This window comes from Methylobacterium amylolyticum, from assembly GCF_030700245.1.
In the GTDB taxonomy this organism is placed as follows: Bacteria; Pseudomonadota; Alphaproteobacteria; order Rhizobiales; family Beijerinckiaceae; genus Methylobacterium.
This window is the reverse complement of sequence record NZ_JAUYZI010000002.1, coordinates 197,436-213,514: the sequence shown is the minus strand read 5'-3', so window position 1 is coordinate 213,514 and position 16,079 is coordinate 197,436. Positions and strand designations below refer to the sequence as shown.

Here is a 16,079-nt window from a genome sequence, read left to right as displayed (position 1 = left end):
TTGGCCGGCGCCGATACCTGTCCTCGGCGGAGGAAGGAATCGCGATGGCCATCACGACCGTCGGCGTCGTCGGGCTCGGCAACATGGGCCTCGGTATGGCCGCGACGCTGGTCCGCAAGGGCTTCGACGTGCTCGGCTTCGACATCAGCGACGCCCGGCGCGCGGCCGCCGAGGCCGCCGGCGTCGCGTTCGTACCCGAGCTCGGCGCGGTGCTGCGGCGGGCCGACGCCCTGGTCTTCTCGCTGCCGCTGGCGCGGGACGTGGAGGCGGTGGTGACGGTCGCGGGCGGGCTCCTGTCCCGGACCGACCGGCGGGTCGTGGTGATCGACACCTCGACCTCCGATCCGGGCACCACGCGCCGCCTCGCCGGCCGCCTCGCCGAGGCCGGCCACGCGCTCCTCGACGCGCCGGTCAGCGGCGGCCCGTCCGGGGCGGCCGAGGGGACCCTGACGATGATGGTCGGAGGCTCGGAAGCCGACTACGCCCTGGCCGAGCCGGTGCTGACGGCGCTGTCGGCGCGGGCGCCGCATGTCGGCCCGTCGGGAGCCGGCAACATCGTCAAGCTCGTCAACAACCTCCTCGTGGCCGCCCACCTCGTCACCACCGGCGAGGCGATGCGGCTGTCCGAGGCCGCCGGGCTCTCAGCCGAGGAGGCGGTCAAGGTCGTCAACACCGCCACCGGGCGCAGCGCGATCAGCGAGGTGATGTTCCCCCGCTGGATCCTGTCGAACAGCTTCGACAGCGGCTTCTCCGCCGGGCTGATGCGCAAGGACGTGCGCCTCGCCCTCGAACTGGCCGCCGAGAGCGCGGTCGACCTGCCGCTCTCCGCCCATGTCGGGCGGATCTGGGAGGGGACGCGCGAGGCCATCCCCGACGGGGCCGACTTCACCCGCATGGCCGATTACCGCGACGCGACGGGAGCGCACTGATGTCCACGAGCCCGCGATCCGACGTCGAGGGGCGGGTGGCCGCCCTCCTGTCCGACCTGCTGCCCGGCGGCCGGATCGGCAGCCTCGTGGCGGGCGAGGTCGTGGCCGGCACGGGCGCGCGCCTCGACCTCGTCAACCCGGCCGACGGCCGCGTCTTCGCGGGGTTTCAGGATGCCGGCCCGCCGGTGGTCGAGGCGGCGATGGCCGCCGCCCGCGACGGTCAGCGCGCGTGGTGGAGCATGAGTGCCGCGGCCCGCGGCCGGGCGATGTGGGCGGTGGCCGCCCTGGTGCGCCGGCACGCCGAGGCGCTGGCCGAGCTGGAGACGCTCTCGGCCGGCAAGCCGATCCGCGACACGCGCGGCGAGGTCGCCAAGGTCGCCGAGATGTTCGAGTACTACGCCGGCTGGTGCGACAAGCTCCACGGCGAGGTCATCCCGGTGCCTACCTCGCACCTGAACTACACCCGGGCCGAGCCCTTCGGCACCGTCGTCCAGATCACCCCGTGGAACGCGCCGGTCTTCACCGCCGGCTGGCAGATCGCGCCGGCGATCTGTGCGGGCAACGCGGTGGTGCTCAAGCCCTCCGAGCTGACGCCGCTGACCTCGCTCGCCCTCGGCGTGCTGTGCGACCGCGCCGAGGGGATGCCGCGCGGCCTCGTCTCGGTGCTGGCCGGCGCCGGCCCGACCACCGGCGCCGCCGCGGTGGCCCACCCCGACACACGCCTCGTCGTGTTCGTGGGCTCGGCCGAGGCCGGCGCGCAGATCGCGGCGGCGGCGGCGCGCAACATCGTGCCGAGCGTGCTCGAACTCGGCGGCAAGTCCGCCAACATCGTCTTCGCCGACGCCGACCTCGGCCGCGCGCTGGTGGGGGCGCAGGCGGCGATCTTCGGCGGCGCCGGGCAGAGCTGCGTCGCGGGCTCCCGGCTCCTCGTGCACCGCTCGATCCACGCCGAGTTCGTGGCGCGGCTGGCGCACGCCGCCGAGCGCATCCCGGTGGGCCTGCCGACCGACCCGGCCACGCAGATCGGCCCGATCAACAACCGCCGCCAGCGCGACAAGATCGAAGGCATGGTCGAGGCCGCCTCCGCAGCGGGCGCCACGGTCGCGGCGGGCGGGGGCTGCCCCGCGGCCCTGCGGGACAGCGGCGGCTTCTACTTCGGCCCGACGGTTCTCGACGGCGTCGCCCCGGACGCGGCCATCGCCCGCGAGGAGGTGTTCGGCCCGGTGCTGGCGGTCCTGCCCTTCGACGGGGAGGAGGAGGCGGTGGCGCTGGCCAACGCCACGCCCTACGGCCTCGCCGGGGCGGTCTGGACCGGGGATGTCGGGCGCGCCCACCGGGTCGCGGCGGCGGTGCGGGCCGGGACGTTCTGGGTCAACGGCTACAAGACGATCAACGTCGCCTCGCCGTTCGGCGGCTTCGGGCGCTCGGGCTTCGGCCGCTCCTCGGGGCGCGAGGCGCTGATGGCCTACACGCAGACCAAGAGCGTGTGGGTGGAGACCGCCGCGCAGCCGGGCGTCGCCTTCGGCTACGTCGGGTAGGAGCGCGGGTCGAGGGCGGTCATCGGACGACGCAGGACGGCCGCCCGGGCGGCGGGCAGGGGGAGAGGTCTCATGGCAAGCGATGCGCTCGTCCGCGACGGCGGAGGATCCGCGGACGCGGTGGGCGGCGGCGGCAAGGCCAAGCTGTTCCTGCTCGCCCTGGTCATCGTCGCCATCGCCGAGGCGATCGGCAACATCAGCATCCCGATGGGCGCCGGCAAGATCGTCCTGCTGCCTCTGCTCTGGGCGCTCCTGCTCGGCGGCGCGCTCGGCCTCGCGAGCCCGCGGCTGCCGCCCGCCCTGCGCCTGACCTACCCGTCGCAGGCCGCGGCCGCCGCCTATCTCCAGCCGGCCCTGCTGATCTTCATCGCCAAGCTCGGGCTGCTGGTCGGCGGCTCGCTGCCCAAGATCCTCGCCTCGGGCTGGGCGCTGGTGTTCCAGGAATTCGGCCACTTCTTCGGGACCATGGTGTTCGGCCTGCCCGTGGCGCTGCTGCTCGGCATCAAGCGCGAGGCGATCGGCGCGACGTTCTCGGTGGGCCGGGAGCCGAGCCTCGCGATCATCGGCGAGCGCTACGGCATGGATTCCCCGGAAGGGCGCGGCGTGCTCGCCGAGTACCTGACCGGCACGGTGTTCGGCGCCGTGTTCATCGCCGTGCTGGCCGGCCTCATCGCCAGCCTGAACCTGTTCCACCCCCTCGCCCTGGCGATGGGCGCGGGCGTCGGCTCCGGGAGCATGATGGCGGCGGCCTCGGGCGCCATCGCCGCGCAGCAGACCCCCGAGGTCGCCAAGGAGGTCGCGACCTTCGCCGCCGCCAGCAACCTCGTGACCACCACGATCGGGACCTACTTCACCCTGTTCCTGTCCCTGCCCTTCACCGTCTGGGCCTACGGCAAGCTCGAACCGATCCTCGGCCGCAACCGGCCCGGTGCCGTCCGGGAGGCCGATCCGGCCACCGCGGCCTCCGGGCCGGTGACGGCCCACCCGGAGGTGCGCATCGGCCTGCCCGAGACGCTCGTCGCGTGGCTGCTGATCGGCGCCTACGGGCTGATCGGCAACTGGCTCACCTACGGCGTGGTCCCGGACGCCTCGGTGATCGCGGGCATGGCGATCATCCTGGGCGTCGTGGTGGTCGGCTGGATCATCTACCTGCTGTGCGGCCGCAAGCTGCCGGCGGTGCTGTGGGTCTCGATCATCGGCATGGCGCTGACCTACCCGGGCACGCCCTACGCCGCCGAGGTCGCGGCGCTGACGGGCAAGCTCAACTTCCTCGCCCTGGCGACGCCGATCCTGGCCTTCGCCGGCCTGTCGATCGCCAAGGACGTCCCGGCGTTCCGGCAGCTCGGATGGCGGATCGTGGTCGTCTCGTTCATGGCGAATGCGGGGACGTTCCTCGGCGCGGCGATCATCGCGCAGTTCTTCATGCACGCGCCGCCCGCGTGATCCGGTAGGCTGCCGGTTCGCGCGGTCCGTCCCGACGGGCGAGGCGCCGGAGGAGTGGTTCGATGCGCATCGACGCGGACGTCGTCTCCCGGATGGTCCACCTGCGCCGGGACCTCCACGCCCATCCCGAGCTGGCCTACAAGGAGGTCCGCACGGCGGCGCTGGTCGCGCGCGAGCTGGCGGCGTGCGGGTTCGCCGTGCACGAAGGCCTCGGCGGCACGGGGGTGGTGGGGTCCCTGAGCCGCGGGGCCGGGCCCTCCGTCGGGCTCCGGGCCGACATGGACGCGCTGCCGATCCAGGAGGCGACCGGCCTTCCGCACGCGTCCCGCACCCCCGGCGTGATGCATGCCTGCGGCCACGACGGCCACGTCGCGATGCTGCTCGGCGCGGCGCGCCACCTCGCGGGGCGCGCCGACCTCGCCGGAACGGTGCACGTCATCTTCCAGCCGGCCGAGGAATGCGCGGGCGGCGGCCGGGCGATGGTGGATGACGGCCTGTTCCGGCTCTTCCCCTGCGAGACGGTCTGGGGCCTGCACAACTGGCCGGGGCTTCCGCTCGGCACCTTCGCGACGCGGGCGGGGGCGATCATGGCCTCCCTCGACACGTTCGAGATCCGGGTCAACGGCGCCGGCACCCACGCGGCGATGCCCGAGCGCGGGATCGACACGCTCGTCGTGGCGTCCGAGACCGTCCTCGCCCTCCAGACCATCGTCAGCCGGCGCCTCGCCCCCCTCGACCCCGCGGTCGTGAGCGTGACGCAGATCCACGGGGGCGACGCCGACAACGTGATCCCCGACAGCGCGGTGATCCGCGGCACCGTCCGCTGCCTGAGCGACGGCGTGCGCGAGCGCGTCGCCGGGCTGGTGAAGGGGATCGCCCACGGGATCGCCGCCACGCACGGGGCCGAAGCCGAGGTGGCCTACGCGTTCGGCTACCCGGCGACCGTCAACACCGCCGACGCCGTGCCCCGCGCCCTCGACGCGGCGGCGCGCGTGCCGGGCATCACCGCGCGGCACGGCGACATCCCGCCCTCCATGGCCTCGGAGGATTTCGCCTACATGCTGCGCGCCTGCCCGGGCGCCTACGCGTGGCTCGGGACGGACGGCCCGACCCCGGGCCGGCCGCTCCACAACCCGGGCTACGACTTCAACGACGACGCCCTGGCGCTCGGGGCGGGGTACTGGTCCGCGCTGGCGACCGACCTGCTCGACGCGCATCGGGCCTGACCGGCGCCGGGCATTAGCCGGCCGCCAGCCACGCGCGCAGCTTCGTCCAGCGCGGGCGCACGCTGCCGCCGCGCACCGCCACGGCGACCGCCTTGCGCTGGCCGAGCAGCACGACGAGCCGCTTGCCGCGCGTCACCCCGGTGTAGAGGAGGTTGCGCGCCAGCATCGTCCAGTGCTGCATCGCCAGCGGGATCACCACCGCCGGGTACTCCGAGCCCTGGCTCTTGTGGATCGTCGTCGCGTAGGCCGGCACCAGCGTGTCGAGTTCGCCGAACGGGTAGGCGACCTCGCGGCCGTCGAACGACACGATCACCGCGCCCTCCTCGGCATCGATGCGCGCCACCGTGCCGAGGTCGCCGTTGAAGGTCTCGCGGTCGTAGTCGTTCTGGCTCTCCATCACCCGGTCGCCCGGCGCGAACCGCCAGCCGAACCGCTCGACCGACGTCGGCGGGTTCGGGTTCAGCACCGCCTGGAGTTCGCGGTTGAGGTTGCGGGCGCCGAGCACGCCCCGCTGCATCGGCGTCAGCACCTGCACGTCGCGCGCGGGATCGAGCCCGAAGCGGGCCGGGATACGCCGCGTCACGACCTCGACCAGCGTGGCCAGGGCCGGCTCGGGCGCGTCGATCTCGATCCAGTGGAAGTCGCTGTCGGCACCCCGCACGCCCGGCTCGGGGCTCCGGCCCGCGTTGATGCGGTGGGCGTTGACGACGATCGCGCTCTCGGCGGCCTGCCGGAACACCTCGGTCAGCCGCGCCACCGGCACGGCCCCGGACGCGATCACGTCGGCGAGCACCTGCCCGGGGCCCACCGAGGGGAGCTGGTCGACGTCGCCGACGAGCAGCAGGCCGGCATGCTCCGGCACCGCCTTCGTCAGCGCGTTCATCAGCGGCACGTCGACCATCGAGGTCTCGTCCACCACCAGCAGGTCGCAGGCGAGCGGGTTCTCCGCGTCGCGCGAGAAGCCGCCGTGCTTCGGGTCGATCTCCAGCAGGCGATGGATCGTTTTGGCTTCCAGGCCGGTCTGCTCGGCCATGCGCTTGGCCGCCCGGCCGGTCGGCGCGGCGAGCAGCACCCGCACGCCCTTCGCCCGCAGGATGCGCAGGATCGTGTCGAGGGTGCTGGTCTTGCCGACGCCGGGCCCGCCGGTGATCACCGCGATCTTCGAGGCCAGCACGAGCCGCACCGCTTCGGCCTGCGAGGGCGAGAGCGTCCTGCCCGTCCGCCCCTCGACCCAGGGGAGCGCCCTGTCGAGGTCGATCCCGGGCCAGGGCGGCGTGCCCCGCGCGCGGCGCAGGAGCCGCTCGGCGATCGCCCGCTCGGCCGCGTGCAGGCCGGCGAGGAAGATGCAGGCCCGGTCGCCGACGATGTCCTGCACCACCTCGCCGGTCTCCAGCACGTCGAGCAGCGCCGTCCGGACCGGATCGGCCGCCACGCCCAGCAAATCGCCCGCGAGCGTCACGAGGTCGGCCACCGGCAGGGCGCAGTGCCCCGCGTCGGTGGCGGTCTGGAGGGCGAACGACACCCCCGCCCGCAGCCGCTGCGGGGCCTCGGGGGTCAGGCCGAGCTTCATCGCGATGGCGTCCGCGGTCTTGAAGCCGATGCCGCGGATGTCCCGGGCGAGCCGGTAGGGATCCTCGGTCATCACCGCGATGGCCGCGTGGCCGTAGGTCTTGAAGATCCGGGTCGCCCGGGCCGTGCCGACGCCGTGGGCGTGCAGGAACAGCATGATCTCGCGCACCGCCTTCTGCTCGGCCCAGCCCGAGACGATGCGGGCGGCGCGCGTCTTGCCGATGCCGTCCACCTCGGTCAGGCGGCCCGGTTCGGCCTCGACGATCTCGAAGGTGGCCTCGCCGAAGGCGGCGACGATGCGCTTGGCCATCATCGGGCCGATGCCGCGCATGTGGCCGGAGGCGAGGTACTTCTCGATGCCCGCGGCGCCGGTGGGCGGCGTCACCTTGAGGGTGTCGGCCTTGAATTGCAGGCCGTGCTGGCGGTCGGTGTGCCAGAGCCCGGTGGCGGTGATCCACTCGCCGGCCGCGATGGCCGGGGCGTGGCCGATCACCGGCACGAGGTCGCGCCTGCCCCGCGCCTGGACCTTGAGGACGCAGAAGCCGGTCTCGGGGCTGTGGAAGGTGACGCGCTCGATCGTGCCCGCCAGCGCCTCGACCGGCTGGGCGCGCTCGAACGGAGGCGGTCGTGTCGGCCGGTTCATGTCCGCGGCAGGTTCCTCCGCGTCCGCGGCGCTCAAACCCGATCCGGGACTATCGATCTCACGCCTGGGTTGTGCAACCCGAACGTCCGGGTTTCGACCGCCGCGTGTCCGGCCGCGCACCGGCAGTTGTGACCGTGGCCGCAACCTGAAACCGGGGATGGCAGAGGCCCGATTTACAGGCCGGTCGATGCCGGTAGACGTTGGGGCCCAAGCGGTCCGCCTGAGACCGTCCCGAGAGCTAGGATGCCGAGGACATGCCCCATCCCGTCACGCGCGGCCTCCGCGCCGGCTTGCTCGCGCTCGGCGTGCTCGCCGCGGGCGTCGTGCCGTGCGCGGCCTTCGACTCGGCGCCCGCACCGGTCGAGGCCGGGCAGGCCGGGTTCGACGCGGCGCGGCTGAAGGCGATCGGCGACTTCGTCCAGCGCGACATCGCCGCCGGCAAGATCCCCGGCATGGTCCTGATGATCCTGCGCGACGGCAAGCCGGTGATGTTCGAGGCCTTCGGCGAGCGCGCGCCCGGGTCTCCGATGCAGAAGGACAGCCTCCACCGGATCGCCTCGACCACGAAGCTGTTCGTCACCACGGCGGCCCTGCGCCTGTACGAGCAGGGCCGCTTCAAGCTCGCGGACCCGGTGGCGACCTACCTGCCGGAACTGAAGACGCTGACGGTGTACGGCGGCGCCGAGAGTGCGACGGACGGCGAGGCGCCGCCTCCGGCCGCGCCCCGTCGGGCGCCGACGATCGAGGACCTGCTGAAGCACACCGCCGGGCTCACCTACTGGTGGATCGGCCCGCTGAATCCGGTGCGGCGCAACCAGCGCGACCAGGATCTCGAAGGCCTCTACGGCCTGACCGGGGAAGAGATGCTGACCAAGCTCGGCCAGCAGCCGCTGCTCTACCAGCCGGGCTCGACCTTCGAGTATTCCATCGCCACCGACGTCCTCGGCCACCTCCTCGAACGGATCGAGCAGAAGCCCCTCGACCGCATCGTGTCCGAGCAGGTGCTGCAACCGCTCGGGTTGACCGACACGGTCTGGCAGGTCGACGAGGCGCGCGCCGGGCGGCTCGCCGAGCCCTCGCAGGCGACGCTGGCGAAGGATCCGCTGGCGTGGGTCTACGGCTGGCTCGACCTGCGGAAGCCGCCGAAGCGGTTCTCCGGCGGCGCCGGCCTCGCCTCGACGGCCGGCGATGTCGGCCGCCTGCTGCAGATGCTCGCCAACGGCGGCGCGCTCGACGGGGTGCGGCTGCTCTCGCCGCAGACGGTCCGCTTCATGCTGAACACCGACCATCTCGCCGGCCTGCGCGGACCGCGCAACAACGTCGACGAGGGCTACGGCTGGAGCCTCGTGAATCCCGTCCGCCTCGCGACGGGCGCGCACACGACGCCGGGGGCGCCGGGCGATGTCTACTGGGGCGGCATCACGGGCCCGCGCTACATGATCGATCCGAGCGAGCGGCTCGTGGTGGTGGCCCTGTTCCAGGCGCCGAGCCTGCGCGGCCACTACTACGCGCTGCTGCGGCAGATGATCTACGGCGCCATGGTCAAGTGACCGGCCGCGGCGCGCCGGCAACGGCCGAGGTCTTTCGGACTCCCCCGCGCCGGCCGGCATTGCCGTCCGGGACCGGACATGCGACCTGCGCGGCGCGTCCCGGCCCCGTCGGACCGCGCGCGCCGGGGCGCGTCGGCGCGGGCAGGGTTCCAGGGACGCGACCGCGCAGCGATGGCCCGCCGGGACCGGCATCCCGCGTCCTCGCCCCGGTCCGTGTCGAGGGAGGCCCGCGATGATCATCGTCACGACCGAGAACATCCCGAACTACCGTGTCCGCGAGGTGCGGGGCCCCTGCTTCGGCGCCGTGGTGCACAGCCGCGGCGCCGTCGGGAATCTCACGGCCGGGCTGCGCAGCCTGATGGGCGGGGAGATCAACGAGTACAGCCAGTTGATCGAGCAGGCCCGGTCCCAGGCGATCGACCGCATGGCCCAGAACGCCGCGCAACTCGGCGCCAACGCGATCGTCATGATGCGCTTCGACACCGCGGACACCGACCAGTCGATGATGGGCGTCGTCGCCTACGGGACCGCCGTGGTCGTCGAGGCTCACTGAGAGCCGTCGCGCGCGGAGCCCGGTCCCGCGCGGATGGCGCGCCCGCTTCGAGGCAGGAGGTCCCGTGACGATACGGTCAGCGCAGGCGCCGTCCGCGGAGGCGCGCCCCCCGGCGGAGGCCGCACGATGACGGCGCCGCATCCGGGCGTTCAGCGCCGCGTGCGGCGCGCGGCCCGGTTCGGCGCGCCCGCGCTGCGCCGCGTTCTCGCCGCGGCCGTGCTTCTGGGCTGCGCCGCCGCGACCGCCTCGCCGCGATCGGACGCCAAGCTCGCGGAGCTCAAGGCCTGCCTGGACACGAGCCTGGGGGGCATGCTGTCGTCGGGGGACCGGGCGGGGCTGATGGGCGAGGCCGCGTTCGGCGAGTGCGAGAGCCTCGTCGATGACCTCGTCGCGATCGACATGGCGGAGGTGGAAGCGGGCCGCAACGCGGGCTTCGGCGACGCGGACGCCGGCAGCCGGGCGTACCTGCTGGAGCGGTACAGGGCGCTGGTCCGGAGCTACGCCGCGGCCTTCAGGGCGCAGGGGGGCCCGACCGCGCTGTCGCCCCCCGGGACGGCGCCCCCCGGGACGGGCCGATGAGCGGATCGGGAGCCCGAGCCGGAACCGGCTTGGCCCCGGATGCGGCCGTGCTAAACCCGAGGGATCGCGCAGGGCCTCCTTGGTGCCTCTCATGGCGGCGGCCGCGCGCCCGCGGTAACGCGACACCGGGAGGGCGAGACGTGACCGTGCCGAGCCGTCGATGATCGTCGTCCGCCTGTCCAAGGTGGCGCTCGCCGCCGCCGTCGCCCTCACCTGTGCCCTGGCCGTCCTCGACAACCTCGTCAACCCGGCCGCCAACCTCAGCTTCGTGCAGCACGTGCTCGCGATGGACACGATCGAGGGCGGCGCCGCGATCCTCGACCGGGCGATCACCGACCCCGCTCTGCAACGGGCGGCCTTCGCGCTCATCGTCGCCGGGGAGGCCCTGACCGCGCTGCTGCTGTGGCTCGGCGTCATCCTGATGCTGGCCCGTCTGAGGGCCCCGGCCGAGCGCTTCGCGCAGGCCAAGGCGTTCGCCATCGCGGGCCTCAGCGTCGGCTTCCTGGTCTGGCAGGCCGGTTTCCTCGGCATCGGCGGCGAGTGGTTCGCCATGTGGATGTCGAAGACCTGGAACGGGCAGGAGGGCGCGTTCCGCTTCGCCATGACGGTGCTCGGCGTTCTGATCTACCTGGCCCTGCCCGAGCGCGATGCGCAGGCCTGATGCGGGGGGCCGAGAGGCCGGCCGCTACTTTTCGGGAAACAGCGCCAGCGCTTCCTCGGAGAGCACGCCGCCCGTGACGTCCACCTTCAGGAACGGCGTCTTGTCCGCCACCTCCGTGCAGGTGATCATGATCTGGCCGATGCGCCGCGCCATGTCCGCGATCGAGGCCGCGTAAACGACGCGCGCGATGCCGCACCACACGATCGCGCCCATGCACATCACGCACGGTTCGCCGGACGTGTACAGCGTGGTTCCGCGCAGGGCCTCGGGCCCGTACTGGGCGAGGAAGCGGCGTATCGCGACCATCTCCCCGTGGGCCGTCGGGTCCCGCTGCTGCTTGCCCAGGTTGCGTCCGCGCGCCCGGACCTCGCCGTCCGCGACGATGACCGCGCCGAACGGGAAGTCGGCGCTCCGGGCGAGGGCGATCGCCTCGCGCATGAACGCCTCGTCCGTCGCGGTCGCGGGAACCGCCGCGGCCTGCGACTCGGTCGAGACGGCGACGCCCGCGGCGATCCCGCCCAGGAACTGCCGACGGCTGCTGGACGGCATCGCCGCGGAACGCGGGCTCGCGTCGCCCTGAACGGCTCCGGGGTTCTTCGATCCTGATCCCGCATCGGTGGACATGGCTGGGGTCCCGTTTCGCGGCGGGTCGAGGGCGGCTCCCGAAGGTCAAGCCCCGCCGCGTGGTGGTCCGACGTGCAGGAAGGGACGCGCTGCGGCCGAGGTTCCCCCGGCATCGCCGCGCGGGCCGGAGCGATCCGTCGCACCGCGCGGCCGCGAGCCTCCGGCCGGGAGACCGAGCCCGCCCTACGGACCGCTCAGGAGGCCGCGCAGGCTCGGCCAGACCGCCTCCGCCGCCCGGGCGAGGCCGGGCTCGCCCGCGAGCCGCGCCCGGCGCTGCGCGTCGCGGAACAGGTAGAGCCGCCCGTCGATCAGCGCGAACACCGCCGGGTCGGCATCGACGAGGCGCCCGTCCAGCACGCCCGCCGCGTCGTGGCCGCGGAACCGCGGCGCGTAGACCTCGGGTGCGTCCCGGAAGGCCGCCCGGTTCGCCCCGCTCGCGAAGCGCCAGACCCGGCCGCCCCAGGTCAGCTCGAACCGCTCGGAGCCGGGGCGCGGGCCGTCCGGCAGGAAGTAGCTCACCGGGTCGAAGCCCCGCAGCGCCAGCAGCAGCAGCCCCTCCGCCCGGGCGGGGCCGGCGAAGGATCGCGCCGGGGGGAGAACCAGCGGGAGGGCGAGAAGCGCGGCCAGGAGATCGGCAAAGAGCCCGATCAGGACGGGCCGCCGCGCCGGCGCGCTTCGGCCGCGGTCACCACCGGTTAACCCCATCTTGCGAACGTGCTCCGAAGCTGGTCCGAATCGTCCCCGGCCGGGGACGCGCGCGGCCCCCGGGACCATCGCGGATCGGGCGCGCCGAGAGAAGGGCCCGCGCGGCCCCCGGGGCGGCGGACCGGCCCGCGGGACCCGAGGCATCGGCCGAGGAGGAACGATGACGGCACCAGACCATCGCGGCACCGACCGGCGCCGCCTGCTGCGCGCGGGCCTCGGGCTCGCGCTGGGCGGCCCCGCCCTCTCCGCCCTGCTGCCGGGCACGGCCCGGGCGGTGACGCCCGAGGACGGGCCGCCGCCGGAGAGCTTCCGGCCCGGCGAGATCGTCGAGTCGGGGCACCGCTTCTTCGGCACCGTCTCGCGCGGCCTCGCGCTCACGGTGGAGGAGGCCTGCCGCCGCTGGGGCGAGCCCAACGGCTACATCCTGGGGCAGGAGGGCGGGGGCGCGATCGTCGCCGGCCTGCGCTACGGCGAGGGCGCGCTCTACACCCGCAATTCCGGCTCCCGGAAGATCTACTGGCAGGGGCCGTCGCTGGGCTTCGACGTCGGCGGCGAGGGCGCGCGCACGATGATGCTGGTCTACAACCTGCCCGCCGTGCGCGCCCTCTACCGGCGCTTCGGCGGCGTCGACGGCTCGGCCTACTTCGTCGGCGGCTTCGGCATGACCGCGGTCACCGACGGCGGCATCGTCGTGGTGCCGATCCGCAGCGGCGTCGGCGCCCGGCTCGGCATCAGCGTCGGCTACCTCAAGTTCACCCGCGAGGCGACCTGGAACCCGTTCTGAGGCGGGCGCCCCCGGAGGACGACCTCTGCGCGGGGCGCCCGTCCGGCCGCGGTCAGGCCGCGGCCTTGGCCTCGCGGCGCCGGGCGGTGAGCACCCACTCGGTGTAGCCGTTGGGCTGCGCGCGGCCCTTGAGGACGAGGTCGCAGGCGGCCTGGAAGGCCGGGCCGTCGAAGTCCGGCGCCATCGGCCGGTAGAGCGGGTCGCCGGCGTTCTGGCGGTCGACCACCTTCGCCATCCGCTTCAGGGTCTCCATCACCTGCGCCTCGCTGACCACGCCGTGGTGCAGCCAGTTGGCGATGTGCTGCGAGGAGATGCGGAGCGTCGCCCGGTCCTCCATCAGCCCGACATCGTGGATGTCCGGCACCTTGGAGCAGCCCACCCCCTGGTCGACCCAGCGCACCACGTAGCCGAGGATGCTCTGGGCGTTGTTGTCGATCTCCTGCTGCACGTCGTCGGGGGCGAAGTTCGAGCGGGCGAGCGGGATCTCCAGGATCTCGTCGAGCGCCGAGCGCGGCCGGCGGGCGAGTTCGGTCTGGCGCGCCCGCACGTCGGTCTCGTGGTAGTGCAGGGCGTGGAGCGTGGCGGCGGTGGGGGAGGGCACCCAGGCGGTGCTGGCCCCGGCCTTCGGGTGGGCGCCCTTCTGCATCAGCATGTCGGCCATGGCGTCGGGCGCCGCCCACATGCCCTTGCCGATCTGCGCCCGGCCGAGCAGGCCGCAGGCCAGCCCGACATCGACGTTGTTCTCCTCGTAGCCCTTGATCCAGGCGGTGGCCTTCATGTCGTTCTTGCGGATGACCGGCCCGGCCTCCATCGCGGTGTGGATCTCGTCGCCGGTGCGATCGAGGAAGCCGGTGTTGATGAACACCACGCGGTTCGCCGCCGCCTTGATGCAGGCGGCGAGGTTCACCGTGGTGCGGCGCTCCTCGTCCATGATGCCCATCTTCAGGGTGTCGGGCTCCAGCCCCAGCATCGCCTCGACCCGGGAGAACAGCTCGACCGCGAAGGCGACCTCCTCCGGCCCGTGCATCTTCGGCTTGACGATGTAGACCGAGCCGCGCCGGCTGTTGCGGGTGCCGGAATCGCCCTTGAGGTCGTGGATCGCGATCATCGCGGTCACCGCGGCGTCGAGCATCCCCTCGGGGATCTCCCGGCCCTCGGCGTCCAGCACCGCGTCGGTGTCCATGTGGTGGCCGACGTTGCGCACCAGCATCAGCGAGCGGCCGGGGACGGTCACCTCGCCGCCGTTCGGGGCGATGTAGTGCCGGTCGGGGCTGAGGCGCCGCTCCTGGGTGCGGCCGTCCTTCTCGAAGGTGGTCGCGAGCGTGCCCGTCATCAGCCCGAGCCAGTTGCGGTAGACGCCGACCTTGTCCTGCGCATCGACGGTGGCCACCGAATCCTCGAGGTCCATGATCGTCGAGATCGCCGATTCCAGCAGGATGTCGGCGACGCCCGAAGCGTCGAAGCGGCCGATCCGGTGGGTGCGGTCGAGCACGATCTCGATGTGCAGGCCGTTGTGGCGCAGCAGCAGGGCCGAGGGGCTGCCGGCGCGGCCGCGGTAGCCGGCGAAGCCGTCGGGCCGGGCGAGCGGCACCGTGTCGCCGGTGTTCAGGTTGCCGACGAGCCCGCCGCCCTCCACCGCGTAGGTCACCACGTCGGCGTGGCGGCCGCCGGCGAGCGGCACGAGCCGGTCGAGATAGGCCCGGGCGCGGGTCACCACCCGGGCGCCGCGGGTGCGGTTGTAGCCGCCGCCCCGGACCGCGCCGCCCTCCTCGGAGACCGCGTCGGTGCCGTAGAGCGCGTCGTAGAGCGAGCCCCAGCGGGCGTTGGCGGCGTTGAGCGCGTAGCGGGCGTTGGAGACCGGCACCACGAGCTGCGGGCCGGCGATGTGGGCGATCTCGTCGTCGACGTTCTGGGTCGCGACCTGCACCGGCCCGGGGTCGGGCAGCAGGTAGCCGATCTCCCGCAGGAACGCCTTGTAGCCCTCCGGATCGGCCGGCTTGCCGACCCGCTCCCGGTGCCACGCGTCGATGCGCGCCTGGAGCGCGTCGCGCTTGGCGAGCAGGGCGCGGTTCTTCGGCGTCAGGTCGCGCACGATGGCGCCGAGGCCGCCCCAGAACACGTCGGGGGAGATGCCGGTGCCGGGCAGCGCCTCCTCGTTCACGAACCGGTAGAGCTCCCCCGCCACGTCGAGGTCGCCCGCTCGCACCCTGTCCATCGCCGTCTCCAGACCCGCCTCGCCGTGCACCGAAGTCCGAGCGGGACGCCGGCCGCTTAAGCCCCGGTCGCTGGGGCGTCAACCGGCGAGGGCGAAATATTGATTTCTCCTCAGGGGATCGGGTCAAGACTTTCTCGATCGATCGCGTCCGGGCTCCTACTCAGAGGAAGTCTTGCTGCCGGAGCGCACCACATCCAGGAAGTTGTCCAGCAACGGGTCGGCCGTCTTCGACCTGAGGGCATACACGTCGGCACGGATTGTCTCACCGTGGAGCGGCTTGTAGACGACGTCCCGGTGGGCCAGCCGGCCCACGGTCTCCGGGATCAGGGCGATGCCGAGGCCGGCCGCGACGAGGCTGGTGAGCGAGGCCGCCTCGACGACCTCGTGCGAGATGCGCGGGACGAAGCCCGCCTCCACGCAGCACTGCCAGAGGTGCTTGGCGAACAGCGAGTCTTCGAGCCGCAGGAACACGAAGTTCTCCCCGCTCAGGTCCGCGAGCCGCAGCGTCCGCGCCGCCAGCGGATGCCCCCGCGGCAGCACGAGGCTGACGGCCTCCTCCCACGCGAGCTCGCTGACGAGATCGAGGTCCCGCGGCGGCGCGCGCAGGAAGGAGATGTCCGTCTGCCCGGATTTGAGCGCCGCGATCTGCCGGTCGGGCGACATCTCGTGGATGCGCAGGTCGACGTCGCCGTAGGCGCACGAGAACATCCGGATCGAGCGCCCGAGGGGGCCGGCGAGCATCGAGCCCGTCAGCCCGACGTTGATGATGCCCGCCGTGCCAGCCCCGATGGCCCGCGCCCGGGCGACGGACTCGCCCGCCAGGGCCAGGATCGCGAGCGCCTGCGCCCGGAAGTCCCGGCCCGCCCGGGTCAGGGCGACGCGCCGCGTGGTGCGCTCCAGGAGCGGGGTGCCGATCTCGGCCTCCAGATCCCGGATCTGCTGGCTCAGCGGGGGCTGCGCGACCCCGAGCCGCTCGGCGGCGGCGGTGAAGCTCAGATGCTCGGCGACGGCCGCGAAGTAGCGCAGGTGGCGGAGTTCCATGGCCGATATCCATACTCAA

The 16,079-nt window shown here is 73.4% G+C and carries 14 protein-coding genes; 9 read left to right on the top strand and 5 right to left on the bottom strand.

Annotated elements, in window-relative coordinates; all coding sequences use genetic code 11:
• Positions 1-38 precede the first annotated feature (38 nt).
• The 4 genes from Q8W71_RS02755 (at position 39) to Q8W71_RS02740 (ending at position 5,136) form a co-directional block, all read left to right on the top strand.
• A complete protein-coding gene (locus Q8W71_RS02755) occupies positions 39-929 on the top strand; it encodes an NAD(P)-dependent oxidoreductase (RefSeq protein ID WP_370875325.1) in 891 nt (296 codons plus the stop codon).
• Positions 929-2,467 (top strand): aldehyde dehydrogenase family protein, encoded by a 1,539-nt coding sequence (locus Q8W71_RS02750; protein WP_305523773.1) that lies wholly within the window; start codon positions 929-931, stop codon positions 2,465-2,467. The genes Q8W71_RS02755 and Q8W71_RS02750 overlap by 1 nt, the downstream gene beginning before the upstream one ends.
• Positions 2,468-2,539: 72 nt before the next feature.
• Positions 2,540-3,910 (top strand): DUF3100 domain-containing protein, encoded by a 1,371-nt coding sequence (locus Q8W71_RS02745; protein WP_305523772.1) that lies wholly within the window; start codon positions 2,540-2,542, stop codon positions 3,908-3,910.
• A gap of 62 nt (positions 3,911-3,972) precedes the next feature.
• Positions 3,973-5,136 (top strand): M20 aminoacylase family protein, encoded by a 1,164-nt coding sequence (locus tag Q8W71_RS02740; protein ID WP_305523771.1) that lies wholly within the window; start codon positions 3,973-3,975, stop codon positions 5,134-5,136.
• Positions 5,137-5,149: 13 nt separating this feature from the next.
• Here Q8W71_RS02740 and recD2 read toward each other — a convergent pair whose 3' ends face one another.
• The gene (gene recD2 / locus Q8W71_RS02735; protein WP_305523770.1) at positions 5,150-7,348 is read right to left on the bottom strand and encodes an SF1B family DNA helicase RecD2; all 2,199 of its coding nucleotides are present in this window, start codon (positions 7,346-7,348) and stop codon (positions 5,150-5,152) included.
• 254 nt (positions 7,349-7,602) lie between these two features.
• On the opposite strand from recD2, the gene Q8W71_RS02730 reads away from it, so the two are divergent.
• From Q8W71_RS02730 to Q8W71_RS02715, 4 genes are all read left to right on the top strand, one after another.
• Positions 7,603-8,898, top strand: a complete 1,296-nt coding sequence (locus Q8W71_RS02730; protein ID WP_305523769.1) for a serine hydrolase domain-containing protein — start codon at positions 7,603-7,605, stop codon at positions 8,896-8,898.
• Positions 8,899-9,130: 232 nt separating this feature from the next.
• Complete coding sequence (locus tag Q8W71_RS02725) at positions 9,131-9,451, top strand: YbjQ family protein (protein WP_305523768.1); 321 nt, start codon at positions 9,131-9,133, stop codon at positions 9,449-9,451.
• Between the two features lie 126 nt (positions 9,452-9,577).
• Positions 9,578-10,030, top strand: a complete 453-nt coding sequence (locus tag Q8W71_RS02720) for a hypothetical protein (protein WP_305523767.1) — start codon at positions 9,578-9,580, stop codon at positions 10,028-10,030.
• A gap of 160 nt (positions 10,031-10,190) precedes the next feature.
• Complete coding sequence (locus tag Q8W71_RS02715) at positions 10,191-10,691, top strand: DUF2165 family protein (RefSeq protein ID WP_305523766.1); 501 nt, start codon at positions 10,191-10,193, stop codon at positions 10,689-10,691.
• A gap of 24 nt (positions 10,692-10,715) precedes the next feature.
• On the opposite strand, the gene Q8W71_RS02710 is transcribed toward Q8W71_RS02715, so the two are convergent.
• Together Q8W71_RS02710 and Q8W71_RS02705 are read right to left on the bottom strand one after the other, a co-directional pair.
• Positions 10,716-11,315, bottom strand: coding sequence for a nucleoside deaminase (locus Q8W71_RS02710; RefSeq protein ID WP_305523765.1), 600 nt, complete (start codon positions 11,313-11,315; stop codon positions 10,716-10,718).
• A gap of 183 nt (positions 11,316-11,498) precedes the next feature.
• A complete protein-coding gene (locus Q8W71_RS02705; RefSeq protein WP_305523764.1) occupies positions 11,499-12,020 on the bottom strand; it encodes a YHS domain-containing (seleno)protein in 522 nt (173 codons plus the stop codon).
• A gap of 160 nt (positions 12,021-12,180) precedes the next feature.
• Between Q8W71_RS02705 and Q8W71_RS02700 the strand changes: the two genes are divergently transcribed.
• A complete protein-coding gene (locus Q8W71_RS02700; protein ID WP_305523763.1) occupies positions 12,181-12,804 on the top strand; it encodes a DUF1134 domain-containing protein in 624 nt (207 codons plus the stop codon).
• Between the two features lie 52 nt (positions 12,805-12,856).
• Here the strand turns inward: Q8W71_RS02700 and Q8W71_RS02695 are convergent, their stop codons facing one another.
• Together Q8W71_RS02695 and Q8W71_RS02690 are read right to left on the bottom strand one after the other, a co-directional pair.
• Positions 12,857-15,019 carry a malate synthase G gene (locus Q8W71_RS02695; protein ID WP_305523762.1) on the bottom strand — a complete coding sequence of 721 codons (2,163 nt, stop codon included), beginning with the start codon at positions 15,017-15,019 and terminating at the stop codon, positions 12,857-12,859.
• Positions 15,020-15,175: 156 nt separating this feature from the next.
• The gene (locus Q8W71_RS02690; RefSeq protein WP_305523761.1) at positions 15,176-16,060 is read right to left on the bottom strand and encodes a LysR family transcriptional regulator; all 885 of its coding nucleotides are present in this window, start codon (positions 16,058-16,060) and stop codon (positions 15,176-15,178) included.
• Positions 16,061-16,079 lie beyond the last annotated feature (19 nt).